15 protein-coding genes are annotated in these 19746 nt (G+C 70.3%); 10 read left to right on the top strand and 5 right to left on the bottom strand.

What is annotated here, in order from left to right; genetic code table 11:
* The first annotated feature begins 23 nt into the window (after positions 1 to 23).
* The 8 genes from V5P93_RS30325 (at position 24) to V5P93_RS30290 (ending at position 8012) form a co-directional block, all read left to right on the top strand.
* Complete coding sequence (locus tag V5P93_RS30325; protein WP_104483271.1) at positions 24 to 2840, top strand: vitamin B12-dependent ribonucleotide reductase; 2817 nt, start codon at positions 24 to 26, stop codon at positions 2838 to 2840.
* Between the two features lie 72 nt (positions 2841 to 2912).
* Positions 2913 to 3422: a hypothetical protein gene (locus tag V5P93_RS30320; protein ID WP_181043927.1), complete on the top strand. Its 510-nt coding sequence runs from the start codon at positions 2913 to 2915 to the stop codon at positions 3420 to 3422.
* A 10-nt stretch (positions 3423 to 3432) separates the two neighbouring features.
* Positions 3433 to 4158 carry an SDR family NAD(P)-dependent oxidoreductase gene (locus tag V5P93_RS30315; protein WP_245931766.1) on the top strand — a complete coding sequence of 242 codons (726 nt, stop codon included), beginning with the start codon at positions 3433 to 3435 and terminating at the stop codon, positions 4156 to 4158.
* Between the two features lie 10 nt (positions 4159 to 4168).
* Positions 4169 to 4516: a MerR family transcriptional regulator gene (locus V5P93_RS30310; RefSeq protein WP_104483291.1), complete on the top strand. Its 348-nt coding sequence runs from the start codon at positions 4169 to 4171 to the stop codon at positions 4514 to 4516.
* Between the two features lie 93 nt (positions 4517 to 4609).
* Positions 4610 to 5308, top strand: a complete 699-nt coding sequence (locus tag V5P93_RS30305; RefSeq protein WP_104483270.1) for a ferritin-like domain-containing protein — start codon at positions 4610 to 4612, stop codon at positions 5306 to 5308.
* A 22-nt stretch (positions 5309 to 5330) separates the two neighbouring features.
* A complete protein-coding gene (locus V5P93_RS30300) occupies positions 5331 to 6050 on the top strand; it encodes an SDR family oxidoreductase (RefSeq protein ID WP_104483269.1) in 720 nt (239 codons plus the stop codon).
* 33 nt (positions 6051 to 6083) lie between these two features.
* On the top strand, positions 6084 to 7007 hold the full coding sequence (locus V5P93_RS30295; RefSeq protein WP_245931765.1) for an NADP-dependent oxidoreductase: 924 nt from the start codon (positions 6084 to 6086) through the stop codon (positions 7005 to 7007).
* A gap of 75 nt (positions 7008 to 7082) precedes the next feature.
* Positions 7083 to 8012 (top strand): neutral zinc metallopeptidase, encoded by a 930-nt coding sequence (locus tag V5P93_RS30290; protein ID WP_104483268.1) that lies wholly within the window; start codon positions 7083 to 7085, stop codon positions 8010 to 8012.
* 21 nt (positions 8013 to 8033) lie between these two features.
* Here the strand turns inward: V5P93_RS30290 and V5P93_RS30285 are convergent, their stop codons facing one another.
* The 4 genes from V5P93_RS30285 to V5P93_RS30270 all read right to left on the bottom strand — a co-directional run bounded on the left by V5P93_RS30285 (position 8034) and on the right by V5P93_RS30270 (position 14937).
* Entirely contained in the window at positions 8034 to 9080 is a 1047-nt protein-coding gene (locus V5P93_RS30285; protein ID WP_104483267.1) for a DUF2293 domain-containing protein, read from the bottom strand.
* Positions 9077 to 9700 (bottom strand): SWIM zinc finger family protein, encoded by a 624-nt coding sequence (locus V5P93_RS30280; protein ID WP_245931764.1) that lies wholly within the window; start codon positions 9698 to 9700, stop codon positions 9077 to 9079. The genes V5P93_RS30285 and V5P93_RS30280 overlap by 4 nt, the downstream gene beginning before the upstream one ends.
* A 184-nt stretch (positions 9701 to 9884) precedes the next feature.
* On the bottom strand, positions 9885 to 12890 hold the full coding sequence (locus V5P93_RS30275) for a DEAD/DEAH box helicase (protein ID WP_104483265.1): 3006 nt from the start codon (positions 12888 to 12890) through the stop codon (positions 9885 to 9887).
* 22 nt (positions 12891 to 12912) lie between these two features.
* Entirely contained in the window at positions 12913 to 14937 is a 2025-nt protein-coding gene (locus V5P93_RS30270) for a prolyl oligopeptidase family protein (RefSeq protein WP_104483264.1), read from the bottom strand.
* A 49-nt stretch (positions 14938 to 14986) separates the two neighbouring features.
* Here V5P93_RS30270 and V5P93_RS30265 point away from each other — a divergent pair, with 49 nt between their 5' ends.
* Entirely contained in the window at positions 14987 to 15889 is a 903-nt protein-coding gene (locus V5P93_RS30265; RefSeq protein WP_104483263.1) for a TIGR03619 family F420-dependent LLM class oxidoreductase, read from the top strand.
* Positions 15890 to 16088: 199 nt separating this feature from the next.
* Here V5P93_RS30265 and V5P93_RS30260 read toward each other — a convergent pair whose 3' ends face one another.
* A complete protein-coding gene (locus tag V5P93_RS30260; protein WP_245931763.1) occupies positions 16089 to 17660 on the bottom strand; it encodes a mucoidy inhibitor MuiA family protein in 1572 nt (523 codons plus the stop codon).
* Positions 17661 to 17816: 156 nt separating this feature from the next.
* Here V5P93_RS30260 and V5P93_RS30255 point away from each other — a divergent pair, with 156 nt between their 5' ends.
* On the top strand, positions 17817 to 19622 hold the full coding sequence (locus V5P93_RS30255) for a Xaa-Pro dipeptidyl-peptidase (RefSeq protein ID WP_104483262.1): 1806 nt from the start codon (positions 17817 to 17819) through the stop codon (positions 19620 to 19622).
* Positions 19623 to 19746 lie beyond the last annotated feature (124 nt).

Below are 19746 nucleotides of genomic sequence, written 5' to 3'. Positions count from 1 at the left end.
AAGACGAGGGAGAGGGACCGGTCATGACCGAGACCGTCGGGACCACCGCGGCCGACCTGGTGGGCGCACCGCGGCCAGGGCTGCGCGTGGAGCGCGTCTACACCACCGCGGGCGTGCACCCCTACGACGAGGTGACCTGGGAACACCGCGACGTGGTGATGACCAACTGGCGCGACGGCTCGGTGAACTTCGAGCAGCGCGGCGTGGAGTTCCCCGACTTCTGGTCGGTCAACGCCACCAACATCGTGACCAGCAAGTACTTCCGCGGCGCCGTGGGCACGCCGGTCCGGGAGAGCTCGCTGCGCCAGCTCATCGACCGCGTGGTCCTCACCTACGTGGCCGCGGGCGTCAAGCACGGCTACTTCGCGACCGACGAGGACGCCGAGGTCTTCTCCCACGAGCTCACCTGGATGCTGCTGCACCAGGTCTTCAGCTTCAACTCCCCCGTCTGGTTCAACGTCGGCACCAGCTCCCCGCAGCAGGTCTCGGCCTGCTTCATCCTGGCCGTCGACGACACGATGGACTCGATCCTCAACTGGTACAAGGAAGAGGGCCTGATCTTCAAGGGCGGCTCGGGCGCGGGCCTCAACCTCTCCCGCATCCGCTCGTCCAAGGAGCTGCTCTCCTCCGGCGGCACCGCGTCCGGTCCGGTGTCGTTCATGCGCGGCGCCGACGCGTCCGCGGGCACCATCAAGTCCGGCGGCGCGACCCGGCGGGCGGCCAAGATGGTCGTGCTCGACGTGGACCACCCCGACGTCGAGGAGTTCATCGAGACCAAGGCGCGCGAGGAGGCGAAGATCCGGGTCCTGCGCGACGCGGGCTTCGACATGGACCTCGGCGGGTCCGACATCACCTCGGTGCAGTACCAGAACGCCAACAACTCCGTGCGCGTCTCCGACGAGTTCATGCACGCCGTGGAGTCCGACGGCCGGTTCGGGCTGCGCTCCCGCACCACCGGCGAGGTCATCGACCGGGTCGGCGCCAAGGACCTGTTCCGCAAGCTGGCCAAGGCCGCGTGGGACTGCGCGGACCCGGGCATCCAGTACGACGACACGATCAACGCCTGGCACACCTGCCCCGAGTCGGGCCGGATCACCGCGTCGAACCCGTGCAGCGAGTACATGCACCTGGACAACTCCAGCTGCAACCTGGCCTCGCTGAACCTGATGAAGTTCCTCGCCGCCGACGGCACCTTCGACGCCGAGACCTTCGCCAAGGCCGTCGAGATCGTCATCACCGCGATGGACATCTCGATCTGCTTCGCCGACTTCCCGACGGAGCCGATCGCCGACACCACGCGCAAGTTCCGCCAGCTCGGCATCGGCTACGCCAACATCGGCGCGCTGCTGATGGCCACCGGCCACGCCTACGACTCCGACGGTGGCCGGGCGCTCGCCGCGGCCATCACCTCGCTGATGACCGGCACCGCCTACCGCCGCTCCGCCGAGCTGGCGGGTGTCGTCGGCGCGTTCGAGGGCTACGCCCGCAACGCCGACGCCCACCAGCGCGTCATGCGCAAGCACGCCGCCGCCAACGACCTCATCCGCACCTACCACGCCAACGACGCGGCGGTGCAGAAGGTCGCGACCCGCGAGTGGCAGGCGGCGCTGGCGGTCGGCGCGCGCAACGGCTGGCGCAACGCCCAGGCCAGCGTGCTCGCCCCGACCGGCACCATCGGCCTGATGATGGACTGCGACACCACCGGCATCGAGCCGGACCTGGCGCTGGTCAAGTTCAAGAAGCTGGTCGGCGGCGGCTCGATGCAGATCGTCAACCAGACCGTGCCGCGCGCGCTGACCGCGCTGGGCTACCAGGGCGAGCAGGTCGAGGCGATCGTCGAGTACATCGCCGAGCACGGCCACGTGGTGGACGCGCCGGGCCTGCGGCCGGAGCACTACGAGGTGTTCGACTGCGCCATGGGCGAGCGGTCGATCGCGCCGATGGGGCACGTGCGGATGATGGCGGCGGTGCAGCCGTTCATCTCCGGCGCGATCTCCAAGACGGTCAACATGCCGGAGTCGGCGTCGGTCGAGGAGGTCGAGGAGATCTACTTCGAGGGCTGGAAGCTGGGCCTCAAGGCGCTCGCGATCTACCGCGACAACTGCAAGGTCGGCCAGCCGCTGTCGGCGGGCAAGGGCGCCAAGGCCTCGGCCAAGGCGGAGCCGGAGAAGGTCGTCGAGTACCGGCCGGTGCGCAAGCGCCTGCCGAAGAAGCGCCCGTCGCAGACCATCTCGTTCACCGTCGGCGGCGCGGAGGGGTACCTGCACGCGGGCTCCTACCCGGACGACGGCCTCGGCGAGGTGTTCGTCAAGCTGGGCAAGCAGGGCTCGACCCTGGCGGGCGTGATGGACGCGTTCTCGATGTCGATCTCGGTGGGCCTGCAGTACGGCATCCCGCTGGAGTTCTACGTCTCCAAGTTCCAGAACCTGCGCTTCGAGCCCGCGGGCATGACCGACGACCCGGACGTGCGGATCGCCACCAGCGTCCTGGACTACCTGTTCCGCAGGCTGGCCCTGGACTACCTGCCCTACGACAAGCGCGCCCAGCTCGGCATCTTCACCGCCGACGAGCGCACCGCCCAGGTCGCCGCGGACTACGGCAGCTCGTCCGATGTGGACCTCGAGGGCCTGCGCACGTCGGTCGACGCCACCCCGCGCGCGGAGATCGAGTCCAGCCCCCGCCCGGCCACGTCGGAGGCGCACAGCTCGACCGAACTGCTGGAGCTGCACCTCGGCAAGGCCGCCGACGCCCCGCTCTGCATGACCTGCGGCACCAAGATGCGTCCCGCGGGCTCCTGCTACGTGTGCGAGGGCTGCGGCTCCACCTCGGGCTGCAGCTAGTCGGCTCGCCCGGTCCGCGGTGACCGGGTAACCCCGTCGAAGCGCCCATGTTCCCCAGGCACACTGGGGGACATGGGCGCTTTCTTGTTGGCGGGATACCTCGCGACCGCGCACGGGCAGGCCGTGTCGGTGTCCAAGTGTTTGGCGGACTTCGCGCCTGCTGACGAGTCCGACGTCTGGTTCTCGGATCCCGTGGCGGCCGCGCGGGCGGGGGAGCGGGTGCTGGGGGTGGGGTTCGCCGTTGAGGACGTACCCGAGTTGTTGGTCGACATGAGGAGTTGGCACTGGCCCGCGGCGCGAGGGCTGTTGCGGGTGGAGACGTTGCCTGACTGGCATTTCCTGGGCTTCGAGCCGGTGGGGTTCGACGGTGGGATTTGGCACACGTGGGGGTGCGTCGGCGGCTTGGTCGGTGATGTGGCCGCGGCGACCGGGGTGCGGCCCGGTGGGTGGGGGTTGATCGCGGACGAGGGGGACGCGCGGCGGGCGGCGGGGTGGTTGACCGAGTCCGGGTTGGGGGATCCCAAAGTGGAGCGGTGGTTTGCCGTCAAGGTGGTTGACCTTGTCCCTGGCGTCAACGTTTGAGGATGGGGGTGTGACGGACAAGGTTGTGGTTATCACCGGGGCTGGTACCGGGATCGGTCGGGCCACCGCGCTCGCGTTCGCGGAGCTCGGGGCGGACGTGGTCGCTGTCGGGCGGCGTCCGGGGCCATTGGGGGAGATCGCCGGTGGGCGGATCCGGGCGTTGCCCGCCGACATCACGGTGGACGCGCGGCGGGTTGTGGACACCGTTGTCGAGTGGTTCGGGCGGGTTGACGTCGTGGTCAACAACGCGGGGATCGTGGCATCGGGGGCGTTGGAGTCGGTGGCCGCCGAGGATGTCGCGGCGCAGCTGGAGACCAATCTCGTCGCGCCGATCAAGCTGACCCAGGCCGCGTTGCCGCACCTGCCCGAAGGGGGTGTGGTCGTGAACGTGAGCACCGCGATCGGTCAACGCGGGTGGCCGGGGAACTCCGTGTACTCCGCCACCAAGGCCGCGCTGGACTCGATCACCCGCAGTTGGACGGTGGAGTTCGCGCCCCGGGGGATCCGGGTCGTCGCGGTGGCGCCGGGGGCGGTGGAGACGCCGATCGCCGATCACCAGGGGTTGACCCAGGAACAGCGGCGTGAGGTTCGGGCGTGGCAGATTGCGCACACACCGCTCGGGCGGGTGGCCGCGCCGGAGGAGGTGGCGTGGGCGATCACGCGGTTGGCCTCGCCCGAGGCGTCTTTCGTCACGGGTGTGGTGTTGCCGGTGGACGGTGGTGCCGTTGTTGCGTAGTAAGAGGTTCATGCGCATCGGCGAGCTCGCCCAGGCCACAGGGACCACACCACGTGCTGTGCGGCACTACGAGCACCTAGGGCTGATTGCCTCCGAGAGGCTGCACAACGGCTACCGCGACTACGACGACGCCGTAGTGGCCCGTGTGCGCAATATCCGCTACCTCCTCGCGGCTGGCCTCACTCTCGACGACATACAAGCATTCGGCCCATGCCTGGACGGCGACATGCGCGCGGTAGAGCCATCCGAGGCCGGTATCCAGGTCGCGCGCAACCGCCTGGAGGTGCTCAACCGTCGGATAGACGCACAGGTAGAGGTGCGGGACAAACTCGCTGCCGCGCTACGCGCACTTGTGTGATGTGGCCGCAGGCGGCGTGAAGGTCTGGCGGATGTGGTGAGGGAAGCGTGAAGCCCGTAGTAATCAACCGGCTTTCCGTGCACTGTGGACACTATGAACGACAGGGAATGGCTGCGGCACTTCACCGAGGAGGTCGCGCACCGAGCGGCTCGACCCGAACCGGATTGGTCGCAAGAGGTTTGCCTGCACCCCGCGGTGATCCGAAGTATCCAACGCTTCCAGGTGGGCGAGGACGGTGACGGCACCAACCTCATCGCCAAAGCGGGCGACGGCGACTACGGCGCCACGGTGAAGCTCTTCATCGCCGAGGAGCAGAACCACGCGCGCATGCTCGCCAACCTTCTCAAGGCCGCCGACACCCCCACCATCGCCTCCCACTGGACCGACGCGGCCTTCGTGTGGCTTCGCCGCGCCCTCGGGCTGCGCCTGCAGTTGATGGTCCTGACCATCGCCGAGGTGGTCGCACTCGTCTTCTACCGCGCACTACGAGACGGAACGACCGACAAGCTCACTACGGAGGTAGCCCGCCGCATCTTGGCCGACGAACGCAGGCACGTCCCCTTCCACCGCGACCGCCTACGGTCGCTGGGCGGCCTACCGTGGGTCGCACGCGCTGGGTGGCGGCTGCTGTTCTTCGGCGCGACACTCGTCGTGCTGCTCGACCACGGTTCGGCGATGCGGGTGCTCGGGGTGTCCAGGTCGGCTTTCCTGCGGGAGGCCATGACCGAGTTCACAGTGGCGTCCGACCTGCCGGCTGTCACGAAAGGCAGGGCTGTGCAGTCAGTGGGGTGACCGCAACCCCAGGGAGGCTCCCATGACCGTCCTCGTCACCGGAGGCACCGGCACGCTCGGCCGCGACGTAGTGCGCGCCCTGCCCGACGCCAGGGTCCTCAGCCGCAGTGGCGCCGGTGTGCGCGGTGACTTGCTCACCGGCGAAGGCCTCGAAGAGGCCCTGTCCGGCGTGACCGCCGTAGTGCACTGCGCGACCACTCTCGGCCGTAAGGACATCCCCGCCACCGAGAACCTGATCGCCGCCATGCGCCAAGCAGGTAGCCCCCACCTGGTCTACATCTCGATCGTCGGCGTCGACCGCGTGCCGCTGCCGTACTACCGCACCAAGCTCGCCACCGAGCTGCTGGTCGAGGACAGCGGCCTGCCGTACTCGATCCTGCGGGCCACCCAGTTCCACGACCTCATCGCCAAGCTGTTCGCGAAGCAGCGGGCCCTGCTGTTCTACCCGGCATGCGACTTCCAGCCCGTCGACACCGGCATCGTCGCCGCCCGCTTGGCCGACCTGGCCATCGGCCCGGCTCGTGGCCGGGTAGCAGACCTGGGTGGCCCCACTGTCTGGCCTGCTCGTGACCTCGCAGCGCAGTATTTGGCGGCGAAGGGCCGGAAGGCGCTAAAAGTGCCGGTACGCCTACCCGGCGCCACTTTCGCCGCTTACCGCCGTGGTGACCACACCACGCCGGAGCACGCGGACGGCACTGTCGAGTTCACGGACTACCTGTCTGGTGACGCCCAACACAGTTGACTTCCACCAAGGTCAAGGTCCCACGCTGTGCGCATGACCCAGCACATGACCGCCGTGGCAGTCACCGGTTTCGGCGACCCGGACGTCCTGCGACCGATCACCCTGCCCGTCCCCGAACCCGGACCGGGCGAAGTCCGCGTGCGGATCAAGGCGGCGGGGGTGCAGCCCTTCGACGTCGCGGTTCGTCGGGGGGTGGGGCCTCCGGCACAGCAGGCGCGGTTGCCCCAGGTCCTCGGCAACGAGTTCGCGGGCGTGGTCGACGCGGTCGGGCCCGGCGACGCCGAGTGGGCGGTCGGTGACGAGGTGTTGGGCTTCGCGTTGTTCGGCAGCTACGCCGAGTACCGCTTGGTGCCCGCGGGGGACATCGTCGCCAAGCCTTCGGCCATGCGGTGGGAGGCGGCGGGGTCGTTCACCGCGGGTGCGCAGACCGCCACGATGGCGGTGGAGGCGCTCCAGGTGCGGGCGGGGGAGACCTTCCTCGTGCACGCGGGGGCCGGTGCGGTGGGCACGATGGCCATCCAGCTCGCCCGGCTGCGGGGCGCCACCGTGATCGCGACAGCGTCGCAGGCCAACCACGACTACCTGCGCGGACTCGGCGCCATCGCGGTCGAGTACGGCGACGGGCTGGTCGAGCGGGTCCGCGCGGTGGCCCCGCGCGGGGTGGACGTCGTGCTGGACGCGGCGGGTATCGACGCGGTGCTGGCCTCGATCGACCTGGGGGTCGACCGAGCCCGGATCGGCACCACCACGGTGTGGGACCGCGCGGCCGAGTTGGGCATCCTGCGGGTCACCGGCGTCCGCTCGGCCGCGAGGCTGGTCGGGTTGGTCGACCTGTGGTCGAGGGGTCTGCTGCGCACCCACGTCCGTTCGGTCCACCCGCTGGTCGACGCGGCAGAGGCACATCGGGAGGTGGAGACGGGGCACGGCCGCGGAAGAGTCGCGCTTGTCGTGCCCTGAACCGCCTATGATGGGGTACGGGCGCGGACGTCGGGGGTCTGTTGGCGCGCCACTGGGGGACTTCCGAGGTGGGGAATGGACGAATTCGGGCGCGGGCCGTACTACGGCCCGATGCCGTCGGTGCCCGTGGCCATCGTCGGCCCGCGCCCGGAGTCCCGTTTCCGCAGGTCGGTGGTGCTGATCCTGGTGCTGGCGATGCTCGTGGTGGGGATCTTCTGGGTGGTCCTGGTCGGCCGCATGGCAGCGGGCATGCCCCGCCCGGTCACCGGCACACCGCTCGCGGTGGGCGAGATCGATCGCGGCCAGTCGGCGAAGTCGCTGGTCGACCTCGCGGCCAACAGCCTGCTGAAGCCGGGGAGCAAACTCCCCACCACGGACTGTGAGCTGCCCGAGTTCGACACCGACCGCAAGGACCTGGAGTCGTACTACCTCGCCGCCATCGACTGCCTCAACCGCGCGTGGCGGCCCGTGGTGCTGCAGGCGGGCAACGCCTTCGTGCCGCCCAAGCTCGACACCCAGGACTCCCCGAAGAGCGACTGCGGCGAGGGGCCGAGCGAGGAGGAGGCGACCGCTTTCTACTGCTCGGAGGACCGCACGATCTACATGCCCCGCGTGCGCCTCATCGACGCGGTCTCCGACTACCCGGAGCTCCACATGGCCGTGCTCGCGCACGAGTACGGCCACCACGTCCAGTACCTTAGCGACATCTTGTACGCGGAGCGCCTCTTGGAGAACTCGGCGCCCAAGGACGAGTCGTTGGAGCTGTCGCGGCGCACGGAGTTGCAAGCCAACTGCTTCGCGGGTGTCTTCTTGGCCGCGATCAAGGACCACGGCTCCATCTCGAGCAAGTTCGCCGACGACTCCGTGGCGGGCTACGACGGCAGCGACGACACCGACACCCATGGCACAGCCCACAACCGCGGTATGTGGGCCAAGCGCGGTCTGGAGGCGGGTAACACCATCGCCTGCGACACGTGGTCGGCTCCGGTGGCCGAGGTCAAGTAAGAGCTACGGGATCGCCGCGCTTCACGGTTGACGCCACAACGCCAATACGCGGTCGATGTCGTCGCGGATGCGTTCACGGGCGGTGGCGCGTGGTACGCCCGCCATGAGCATGGCGTCGTAGTCGGTCTCCTCGTGCCGGATAGCGGCGACCACGGCAAGGGTGACCGCGTGTTCGTCCAACGCCTGACCGGCCGCCGACCGTCCCACCCGGCCGCTACTACGTGTTCCCGCGTGCTCGGCGATGGCCTGTGCGCGGGCTGTCTCCAGGCCGGGGAACAGCTCACCGATGCGTACGGCGAACGTGGCCTGGAACTCCACGTCCTGCGCGGCCCGGCGCTCGCGGTCGCGGACCTTGCGCCGCTCCCGCACCTCCTCGTCGGCCAGGCACTGCTCCTCCGCCGCCTCCAGCGCGGCGCGTTCGACGAGGATGCCCCGGCGGTCGAAGCGCTTGCGCGACTTGCTCCACTTCACCACCACCGCGGCGAGCCCGCTCGCCTTCCGCGCGCGGCGGGTCAGCGCGGCGTCGCCGGACGGCAGGTACACCAGGTGACCCATGTCGGCGCAGTCGAGGCACAGCGGCACCTCGTGCTCCAGGAAGTGGAACTCGCCGGTGTCCCGGCACTGCGCGCAGTGCCACGCCTTGTCGGGGTGGATCACCACGAGGTCCGGCGCCTTGGCCTGGCGCTCGGCGACCTTGGCGAGCCGGGCGGGGGACAGGTCGGGGTCGGTCCACTGCGTGCGGAACGAGGCCTCGGCGTCCTGGTCGCCCGCCGAGCTGAACAGCAGCCGCCTGCGGTCCCTGGTCGCGGCGACGTGGTCCACTTCGGACCTGGTCAGGCCGCGGTCGGCCGCCCACTTGTGCAGGCTGCCCAGCGCCTCCAGCAGCCGTGGTGGCGGCACGGCCGCCTGGGTGTCGAGGTGCGGTGTCCGGCCGAGCTCCCACGCCTGCACGGTGCGCCCGCTGATCCACCCGAGTCCGGAAAGCACGTCCAGCGGGGCGACGACCTTCTTGCGCCGCAGCAACTCCTCGGCCACTTCGGCCACCCGCCGGTCCAGCTTTCCGCTCATGTGTCCTCCTCGTTGGCCATGGTCTGGTAGGCCGGTCGCAGCCAGTCGACGACCGGGCGTCCCGCCACGGTCAGCCTTAGCGGTGGTAGTCGGTCCAAGATGGCGTCGGGTCGTCCTCTTACCGGCATTGAGGTCGGCAGGGTTACCTGCGCACCCCAGAACGAGTCGAGTAGGTCGCCAAGAGGTTCCGCGTTGTCGGTGGGTTCCGCATGGTCCTCACGGAGCCCGCGGAGGTTGTCGAGCAACTCCTGCCTACTACGTCCACGCCAGGCCAGGATCTCGAAGGGGTCGGAGTCGAAGGATTCGGCCAAGAGGTAGCAGGTCGCGGCGAGATGCTTGCACGGCACCTCCCAGTCCGGGCAGGAGCAATCCATGGACAGCTCCTGGAAGCTGTCCGGGAACAACCGCAGCCCGACCTCGCCGAAGACCCGCTCGATGTCCTGCGGCATCTCACCGGCGAGCAGCTTAGCGAGGAACAACGCCTGTCCCGCAAGCGCTTTCTCGACCTCGAACCACTGGTCGGAGGTGAACGCCTTGACGCTGATGCGCACCCGGTAGGGCTCCGGCCGCGAACCCTGCACTTGCGCCACAACGATGCTGGTGGACAACGACATGCTCATGACCTGTCCGGCCCGCGCATAGCGCTTACCGCGTTCGAGACGTCCTCCGAGCCCCAACAACTCCAACGCCTCGATGAAGCGCCGCGACCACCACGTGCGCGCGATGTCGCCACGCTGGCTACGCGCGCGTACGCCACCCTCCACCGGGATGGGACCGGAGGGCGTATCGTCCCGCCACCACTCGTCACTCACCGACAGCCTCCGACGACAGGGTGACGAGTTCGCGAAGTTCGGCTGTCGACAGCTCGGTGAGCCAGTTCTCGCCGGATCCGATCACCAGTCGCGACAACGCCTTCTTGTCCTCGATCATCGCGTCGATGCGCTCCTCCAACGTGCCGATGCACACGAACTTGCGCACCTGCACGTCCCGGCGCTGCCCGATGCGGTAGGCGCGGTCGGTCGCCTGGTCCTCCACCGCCGGGTTCCACCAGCGGTCGAGGTGGATGACGTGGTTGGCCGCGGTCAGCGTGAGACCGGTACCCCCGGCCTTGAGGGACAGCAGGAAGATCGACGGGCCGGTCCCGGACTGGAACCGCTCGACCATCGCGTCCCGCTGCCGCTTGGGTGTCCCGCCGTGCAGGAACGCCACCTCGGTGTCGAACCGGGCCGCCAGGTGCGGCACCAGCATCCCGCCGAACTCGGCGAACTGGGTGAAGCAGAGCGCCCGGTCGCCCTCGGCGAGCACCTCCTCCAGCGTCTCCTCCAGCCGGGCGAGCTTGCCGGAGCGGTCGGCGACCCGCGACCCGTCGCCGAGGAAGTGCGCGGGGTGGTTGCACACCTGCTTGAGCTTGGTCATCGTGGCGAGCACGAGTCCCTTGCGCTGCACCCCCTCGGCTTCCTCGATCTTGGCGAGCATGTCGTCGACCACCGCGCGGTAGAGCGTGGCCTGCTCGGTGGTGAGGTTGCAGAACTGCTTCATCTCGAGCTTGTCCGGCAGGTCGTCGATGATCGACGGGTCGGTCTTCACCCGCCGCAGCACGAACGGTCCCGTGATGCGCCTCAGCCGCGCCGCCGCGTCCTCGTCGCCGTGCCGCTCGACCGGGACGGCGAACCGGGCGCGAAACCGCGTCAGGGGGCCGAGCAGGCCCGGGTTGGCGAAGTCCATGATCGACCACAGTTCGGCGAGCCGGTTCTCCACGGGTGTGCCGGTCAACGCCACCCGGTGCCGCGCGGGCAGGGCGCGTAGTACCTGGGATTGGCGGGAAGCGCTGTTCTTGATGTTCTGCGCCTCATCGAGCACGATCCGGTGCCAGCCCAGGTCGGCGAACTTCTCCGCGTCGCGGGTCGCGACCGCGTAGGTGGTGACGACGAGGTCGACGTCCGCGATCGCGTTGGAGAACTTCTCTCCGGTAAGCCTGTTCGCGCCGTGGTGGACATAGACCCGTAGTCCCGGTGCGAACTTCTCCGCTTCCCGTTGCCAGTTGCCCACCAACGACATGGGGCACACGATGAGTGTTGGCGGTACTACGGCGTCGGCGCGGGTAAGAACCTCTAGAGCGAGGAGTTGGATGGTCTTGCCCAAACCCATGTCGTCGGCGAGGCAAGCACCAAGGCCCAGTCGGTCAAGGAACGCCAGCCACGCCAGACCGCGTCGCTGGTAGGGCCGTAGTTCCGCGTGGAGCCCTTCCGGTGTCTCGGCGGGCTCCAGCGTCGCCTCGACGTCGCCGCTGAGCAGGTCGGCCAACCACCCGAACCCGCCGATGCCGACCACGGGGACCGGGAGGCTCTCGTCGTCGGCCATCCCGGCCAGGTCCAGCACGTCGCCGACCGACATCTGACCGCTGCGTGAGCGCTCCAGGAACGCCATGGCGGCGCTCAGCCTCCGCTGGTCGACCTGTACCCACTGCCCGCGCACGCGGACCAGGGGCACCTTCGCCGCGGCCAGGTCACGCAGCTCCCGCTCGGTGAGCGTCGCGTCGCCCAGCGCCAGGTCCCAGCGGTAGTCGACCAGTTGGTTCCTGGCGAGTGGGGTGGTGCGGGTGACGGTTCCGGCGGCGCCGCGACTCGTAGTGGTCAACCGCAATCCCACCGCCGAAGACGTGCGGGACCACGCGGGTAGCAGAACACCGAACCCGGCTTGGTCGAGCGTCGCGGCGGCGGTGAGGAAGCGGTGCGCGCCATCGGCGTCCACGCGCAGTTCGACCGGTCGCCGCGTGCGGAGGCACTCGTCCAGGTCGGGCAGGATCCGCGCGGCACGGCCCAGTTCGGCCAGCAGCAGTTCCTGCGGCCGGGCGACCCAGCGGTGCAGCAGGGCGTCCCGCGTCCGCTGCCACACCTGCTCGGCGGGCACCAGCACGCTGGGGTCGTCGGCGGCTTGGAGCAGGAACTCCAGTACCCAGTCGGTGTCGTCGGACGCGGGTGCGCGCAGTCGGAAGCACGCCCGGATCGGGCCGTCGTGCGCGCCGCCCGCTCGCCACTCGTCCAGTTCGGCGGCCAAGCGCGCGGCCCGTTCGGGCGCGAGGTCGAGGAGGGGGTCACCGGTCAACGCGGCCAACAACGCGACGGGCTCGCCGTCTGCGGGCCTCTTCGGGCCTAGGCGTGTGCCCGCCAAGCGAGAGCGGGTAGCGCCGTCGACGAACGCGTCCAGCATCGGCCGCAAGACCTCGTCCGCGCGCCTACCGTCCATTCCGTCGACCTGCACCGCCCGCAGCGCGGGAGGCATGGCCTCACGAAGACGGGCGTACCGGGCCGAATCCGCCCCCGACAACGCGGGACGCCACCGCGCTGCGGGACCGTCCTCCTCGCTCACCACCGTCGGTAGTACCTGACCCCGACCGACGAGGTCTTCGGCGAACGCGGACACCGCACTCAGGTACCGCACACTCGTGCCCACGCGCACGTCACCCCGCTCGGGCACCGCTCCTCGCGCGAACGCCGCCGCCGACATCCGCACCGCGGGCACCCGCCACGTCGACAGCTTCACGGCGCCGCGCGGTGTGGCGGCTCTGGCCAGCGGATCGCGTACCAACTCCGGGGAGGCCACGGGCGCGGACGGGTGCGACGGCAAGAGCACCAGGTACTCGTCCACCACGCCGTGGACCAGTTCCGCCAAGGCGCGCGACGGCAGGGCGAACGGGTGGTCCGAGACCGCCTTCGTCGCCCGGCCCTGCCGACGCGCGGGTAGGCCGGAGTCCTCCGCCCAAAGCGCCACATCTCCGGCGACAGTCACCAGACAGTGCAGCGCCAACACGGCGATGACCCTACATACCGGTCTAAGCCTCGCCGAGAGTGCTCAGCAGGAACTCGTAGACGATCGCCGACATGAACGCCCGCTGTGAATTGTCTGCGGCAGCGCCGTGGCCGCCCTCGATGTTCTCGTAGTAGTGCGGACGGTGCCCCTGCTCGATCATGCGGGCGGCCATCTTGCGCGCGTGCCCGGGGTGTACCCGGTCGTCCCTGGTCGAGGTCACGAAGAACACCGGCGGGTACTTCGTTCCACTGTGGACGTTGTGGTACGGCGAGTAGGTCTTCAGGTACGCCCAGTCCGCCGGGTCGTCCGGGTCGCCCCACTCGGCCATCCACGACGCGCCCGCGAGCAGCAGGTGGTAGCGGCTGAGGTCGAGCAGCGGCACCTGGCTGACCACCGCGCCGAACAGCTCCGGGTAGCGGGTCAGCATCACCCCGGCCAGCAGGCCGCCGTTGCTGCCGCCCTGCATCCCCAGCCGCGCGGGCGTGGTGATGCCGCGCGCGACCAGGTCCCGCGCGACCGCGGCGAAGTCCTCGTAGGCGCGCGGCCGGTTCTCCCGCAGCGCCGCGCGGTGCCACTCCGGGCCGTACTCGCCGCCCCCGCGGATGTTGGCCACTACGTAGGTGCCGCCGTGGGTGAGCCAGCCCCGGCCGAGACCGCCGCTGTAGCCGGGGGTGAGCGAGACCTCGAAGCCGCCGTAGCCGTAGAGCAGCGTCGGGCCGCTGGTGTCCGGGCCCGCGACCACGAAGTACGGCACCCGGGTGCCGTCGTCGGAGGTCGCGAAGTGCTGCTCGACGGTCAGGCCCTCGGCGTCGAAGAACGCAGGTGCCTGCTTGAGCGTCTCCAGCTCGCCGCCGACCTCGCCGCGCAGCAGTGTGGCGGGTTGCAGGTAGCCGCTGACGTTGAGCAGGTACTCATCCGAATTGTCCGGGTCGGTGTCGATGACGTTGGCCGAACCGACCTCCGGCGCTCCGGACAGCGGTGCGCGCGCCCAGCCGTCCGGGCCGTGGGTGAGCACTTCCAGGCGGGTCTTGACGTCGGACAGCTCCACCAGGATCAGGTGGTTGCGGGTCCACGCCTGGCCGCTGAGCGAGGTGTGCTCGTCGGGCACGAACAGCGGCGTCAGGTCGCGCCCGCCCGCCATGAAGTCGTCGAACCGCGTCGCGAGCAGCGAACCCGCGCGGTGGGTGGTGCCGTCGACGGTCCAATCCGAACGCAGCGTGACCAGCAGCCACTCCCGGTGGATATCGGTCGAGGCGTCATCGGGGACCTCGATCCGCACAAGGTCACCACCGGCCGTGCGCAGGTACTCCTCCGAGGTGAAGAAGTCGGGAAAGCGGCCCACGAAGTCGCGCTCGAACCCGGGGGTGGAGTCGTGGTAGGCGTAGACGGCGACGTCCTCGGGCTTGCCCTCGAAGACCATCTCGGCCTCGGCCAGCGGGGTGCCCCGGCGCCAGCGCTTGGCGACGCGGGCGTAGCCGGATGAGGTCAGGGAGCCGTCGCCGAAGTCGGTGCCGACGTAGACGGTGTCCGCGTCGATCCAGCCCACGCGGGTCTTGGCCTCCGGGAGGGTGAAGCCGTCGGTGACGAACTCGCGGGTCCGCACGTCGAACTCGCGCACCACGGTCGCGTCCGCACCACCGCGGGACAGCTCCACCAGCGCCAGGTGGTAGTCGGGCCGGAGCATGGTCGCGCTGTTCCACACCCAGTTCTCGCCCTCGCGCTCGGCCAGCGCGTCGACGTCGAGCAGGACGTCCCAGTCGGGTGACGCGGACCGGTACTCCGCCAGCGTCGTGCGCCGCCACACCCCGCGCGGGTGCGCCGCGTCCTGCCAGAAGTTGTAGAGGTACTCACCGCGGCGCCGGGGGTATGGGATGCGGTCGTCGGCGTCGAGGACCTCCAGCAGCTTCGCTCTGGTCTGCTCGAACCGCTCCCCACCGGTCAGTTCCGCGACGGTCTCGGCGTTGCGCGCGCGCACCCAGTCCAGGGCTTCGTCACCGGTGACGTCTTCCAGCCAGAGGTACGGGTCCGCGGTGGAGTCTTCGGTCATAACCGCCAGTCTGCCGGCGGATAGGCACATGTGAGCTAGCGTTGGCCCCGTGGAGATCGGATTCGCTGTCCCCGTGTCGGGTTCCTGGGCCACTGTCGACAATCTCGCGCGGGTTGCCACCCGCGCCGAAGACCTCGGCTACCGCTCGTTGTGGACGATGCAGCGCCTCTTGTCGCCACCTGACGCCAACTGGGGTGAGGCCTACCGCACGGTGCTCGACCCGGTGGCCACCCTGTCGTTCCTCGCGGCACGCACCAGCCGTGTCCGCCTGGGTGCCGCGGTGCTCAACATGCCGTTCTTCGCCCCGGCGCTGCTGGCCAAGCAGCTGGCCACCGTCGACATCCTCTCCGGCGGGAGACTCGACGCCGGCCTGGGCATCGGCTGGTCGGACGAGGAGTACGCGGCGGTGGGCGCGGACAAGGCTCGTCGCGGCAAGCGCGCCGACGAGTACCTACCGCTCCTGCGCCGCTTCTGGACCGACGATGTCATCGAACACGAGGGCGAGTTCTACCGCGTGCCCCCGAGCCGGATGGATCCCAAGCCGGTGCAGCCGGGCGGGCCGCCGATCCTGCTGGGCGCGGGCGCCGAGGCGGCCCTGCGCCGCGCGGGCCGCCTGGCCGACGGGTGGGTGAGCAGCAGCCGCGCCGACCTGACCGCCATCGGGGACTCCGTGCGCACCATCCGAGAGGCCGCCGAACAGGCCGGACGCGACCCGAACGCCCTGCGGGTGGTCTGCCGGGGCGCGGTCCGGGTCCGCCCGGACGCGGGCGACCGGCGCCCCCTGACGGGCAGTGTCGAGCAGATCCGCGACGACTTCGGCGCATTGGCCGCGCAGGGCGTCACGGAGGTGTTCATCGACCTCAACTTCGACGCCGAGATCGGCACCCCCGACGCCGACCCGGCAGCGTCGATGGACCGCGCGGAGGCTGCCTTGGAGGCGTTCGCCCCCTGAGCCGGTGGCGGAGTTGTCCACAGGCGGGCACCGACCGCTTCCGCGTGCCCAGCGCGGCGAATAGGCTGGAGAACAAGGGGTTCCCCTTGGCGGGGGACCCCTCGCGGGCGTTGGGCTCGAAATGCTTGGGAGTCCTCGCGGATGGTGGAGAGCGCGCCCGAGGCCCGACCGGTGGGTGGACGGGCCCCGGGAACGCCGGTCAGTCGCGCCAGCCCGCGAGGGTGGTGCCCTTGGCGACGTCCACGCGGAAGCCGATGGTGATCTCGGCGGTCTCGCCGGCGGGCACGTCCAGCGCCCAGGTCAGCTCGCCCAGGTCGGTCTGCTCGCTCGGCTGCGGCTTGACCACGACGTCGCGGACCACGATCGCCTCGCTGCGCGACACCGGCACCTGGTCGACCACGGTGATCTTCGAGCGGTGCGGGCCGAAGTTGCCGACCTTGATCCGGTAGGTCGCCTCCTCGCGGCGCGTGCCGCCCAGTACGGCCTTGCCCGCCGACCGCTTGACCAGGTCGCGCTCGACCCGCACCCGGTCGTCGATGCCCAGCGCCAGCTCGACCTCCTCGCCCGGCGCCCAGACGGCCAGGTTCGTCACGCCGACGAACTCGGCGTCGTGGAAGATCGACGCTCGGCCGGCGCGGAGGGTGTGTTCTGAGTTGTTGGTGACCTTCGCGCGCAGGTACGCCTCCGGGCCCCGTAGTGGGACGGTCACGTGGTCCACGCTCGCGGGCAGCTCGATGGCGGTAACCGTGGTCCGGTGGGCCGTACCGTCGGCGGGTACGGCGATAGGGCGGCTCGGACGGTAGGTCGTCGCTGCGGCGCCCTGCTCGGCTACCGCGTAAGACTCGGCGATCGGCGCGGCGGAGTACCCCAGCGGTACACCGGCGGGCGCGGCCATCGGGGCGGCGGCGCCGAAACCGGCCCGGGACGCCGACGCGCGGGGGGCGGGCGGCGGAACCGGCTTGAGCGCGTCGAGGTACCACGGGCTGAGCTCCGGCACGTCCACCCCGTGGGCCGGTCGGGCCGTGGACAGCCGCAGGTCGCACTCCGGCCAGTCCTCGCCGCTGTACTGCGTGACCAGCCCGTACCAGGTCAGCGACAGCGTCTCGGCACTGAGCCGGATGTCGTAGCGGGACTCCCAGTTCGCGGAATCCACCAGGTAGGAGACCTCCAGCTCGACCTCGGCCGCCGCGGTCGCCGCCAGGTCCACCTCGACGGCCGTGTTGTCCGGCTCGCCGACCTGCCGCCGGTCGGCCAGGCGCCGCTCGGCCTCGTCCAGCTCCTCCTGGGTCCGGCGGATCGACTCGACCACCTCCCGGCGCTGCCGGTGCGCGTCGGTCAGCTGCTCGGCGAGCGCCGCGCCGACCTCCGCGACCCGCCCGGGCGCCGCCTCGTCGCGGGCCAGTGCCTGCGCGAACGTGGCGCTGGTGCGCCGGGCCATGGCGTTGAGCACCTCGAGCCGGGTGTCGAGCACGGTGAGCCGGTCGGCCTGGTCCGCCTGCGCGCGCTGTAGTGCGTCGCGGCGCTCCTCCAGCTCGCCGAGCGCCGCGTCCTGGGTGCGCGGGTTGCGCTCCGGCCGCACGTCGACCCCCAGCACGGTGGCCGGTCCGTGCCCGCTGACCCGCACCGAGTCCGGGTGCAGGTCGCGGGGGAGCCCGCCGACCACCACCCGCTGCTCGCCCTCGGCGGCGGTCACGGTGGCGCGGCGGGTGACCCGCGCCTGTCCGGGGTAGACGGTCACGGCGGTGATGGGGGCGTCCAGGCGGGTGCTCACGCCGCGAGGCTACTCATCCGACCGGCCCAGCGGCAGTGGTTCGCCGGGGCCACGACCGTCGAACGTCCCGTGTGGACAGACTGGATAGCCCTTGACACTGGTGAGCGGTGGGGACAAGGGTGCGCAGAAGGTCCCCACCAAGCTTTGGAGAACGCTATGAGACGTGCGAGACCCGCCGTCACCTGTGTGCTCACCGCGCTGGTCGCCACCGCGGCGCTCGTCACCCCCGCCTCGGCGGAACCGGAGCCACCCGCGCCGGTGTTCGTCGACGGGCAGGCCCAACCGGTGTTCAGCAGCACGGACGTCGTCCGTGAGTCGTTGTGGGTCAACGCGCCCGTGGACAGCGACAACGACGGTCGTGACGACCTCGTGCATGTGGAGGTCGTGCGTCCGCGCGCCACCGAACAGGGCTTGCGCGTACCGGTCGTCTACCAGGCCAGCCCCTACTACGCGGGCGGCAACGACATTCCGAACCACAACGTGGACGTCGAGCTGAACGCCCCCGACAACCGTCCTGGGCCGAAAGCGGCGCGTTCCGGGCTCGCGGGCCCGAACCCGGCCATCACCTGGCGGTACGAGTCCTACTTCACCGCCCGCGGGTTCGCCGTGGTCTACGCGGAGTCGCTGGGCTCCGGCCAGTCCACCGGGTGCCCGACCAGCGGTGGCCGCAACGAGACCATCGGCGCCCGGTCGGTCATCGACTGGCTCAACGGTCGCGCTCCCGCGCAGGACGCCGCCGGGACGCGCGTAACCGCCGGGTGGACGACCGGCAAGGTCGGGATGATGGGCGTGTCCTACAACGGCACCCTGCCCAACGCTGTCGCCACTACGGGCGTGCGCGGGCTGGAGACCATCATCCCCATCGCGGCCATCTCGAGCTGGTACGACTACTACCGCGCGGACGGCGCTGTCGTCGCCCCCGGCACGTACCAGGGTGAAGACCTCGACGTCCTGGCCAAGTACGTGCACACCCGCGCCGACCGCGCGCCGTGCGCCCCGGTGATCGACGAGATCACCGCGCAGCAGGACCGGGTCACCGGCGACTACAGCCAGTTCTGGGACGAGCGGAACTACCTCAACGACGTGCGCAAGGTCCGCGCGTCGGTGCTGGCGGTGCACGGGCTCAACGACTGGAACGTCAAGATGACCCACGTGGCGCAGTGGTACGACGCGCTGAAGCGGCAGGGCGTCGAGCACAAGATCTGGCTGCACCAGTCCGGCCACGCCGACCCGTACTCCCTGCGCCGCGACGAATGGCTGGCCACGCTCAACAAGTGGCTGTCGCACTACCTCTACGGCGTCGACAACGGCATCCAGAACGGACCCCGGCTGACCATCCAGCGCGAGGACAAGTCGTGGGTGGATGAGCCGGAGTGGCCCGCCCCCGCCGCCGCGGCGGCCACGCTCTACCCCGGTGCCGGTGGCGCCACCGCGGGCTCGCTGACCGTCGGGCGGCCGGACCGGCGCGTGGTGGAGTCGCTGACCGACGACGCCACCAAGCTCGCCGCCGACCTGGCCAACGCCCCGACCTCGCCGAACCGGCTGATCTACCTCAGCGGCCCGGCGAGCACCCCGGTGCGGTTGAGCGGCAAGGGCGAGGCGTACCTGCGGCTGGCCTTCACCCGCCCGGCGGCCAACGTCACCGCGCTGCTGGTCGACCGCGGTCCGGACGGCAAGTCCACGATCGTGACCCGCGGCTGGACCGACCCGCAGAACCGCAAGAACATCAGCCGCACCGAGCCGATCCAGCCGGGCAAGTACTACGACCTGCGGGTCGACCTGGTGCCCGACGACTACGTGTTGGCGGCGGGCCACCGCTTCGGCCTGGTCGTGCTCTCCAGTGACAACGAGTACACCCTGCGCCCCGCACCCGGCGCCGGGATCTCGGTGGACCTCAAGGGCAGCAACCTGACCCTCCCGATCGTGGGCGGGCTCGACGCGCTCAAGTCCGCGGTCGGCTGACCTCGCGACGCCCTACCCGGCGGCGGCCCTCCCACCAGGGGGCCGCCGCCGTTCGCATTGTCCACAAGGGACAATCAACCCCGATTTCATCCACACACCCCGAATCCATCCACAGGCCCACCCC

Origin of the sequence: Actinokineospora auranticolor (genome assembly GCF_041897805.1) — a bacterium.
GTDB lineage: Bacteria > Actinomycetota > Actinomycetes > Mycobacteriales > Pseudonocardiaceae > Actinokineospora > Actinokineospora auranticolor.
The sequence above is the reverse complement of the archived record's forward strand: the minus strand, read 5'-3'. Positions and strand labels throughout refer to the sequence as shown.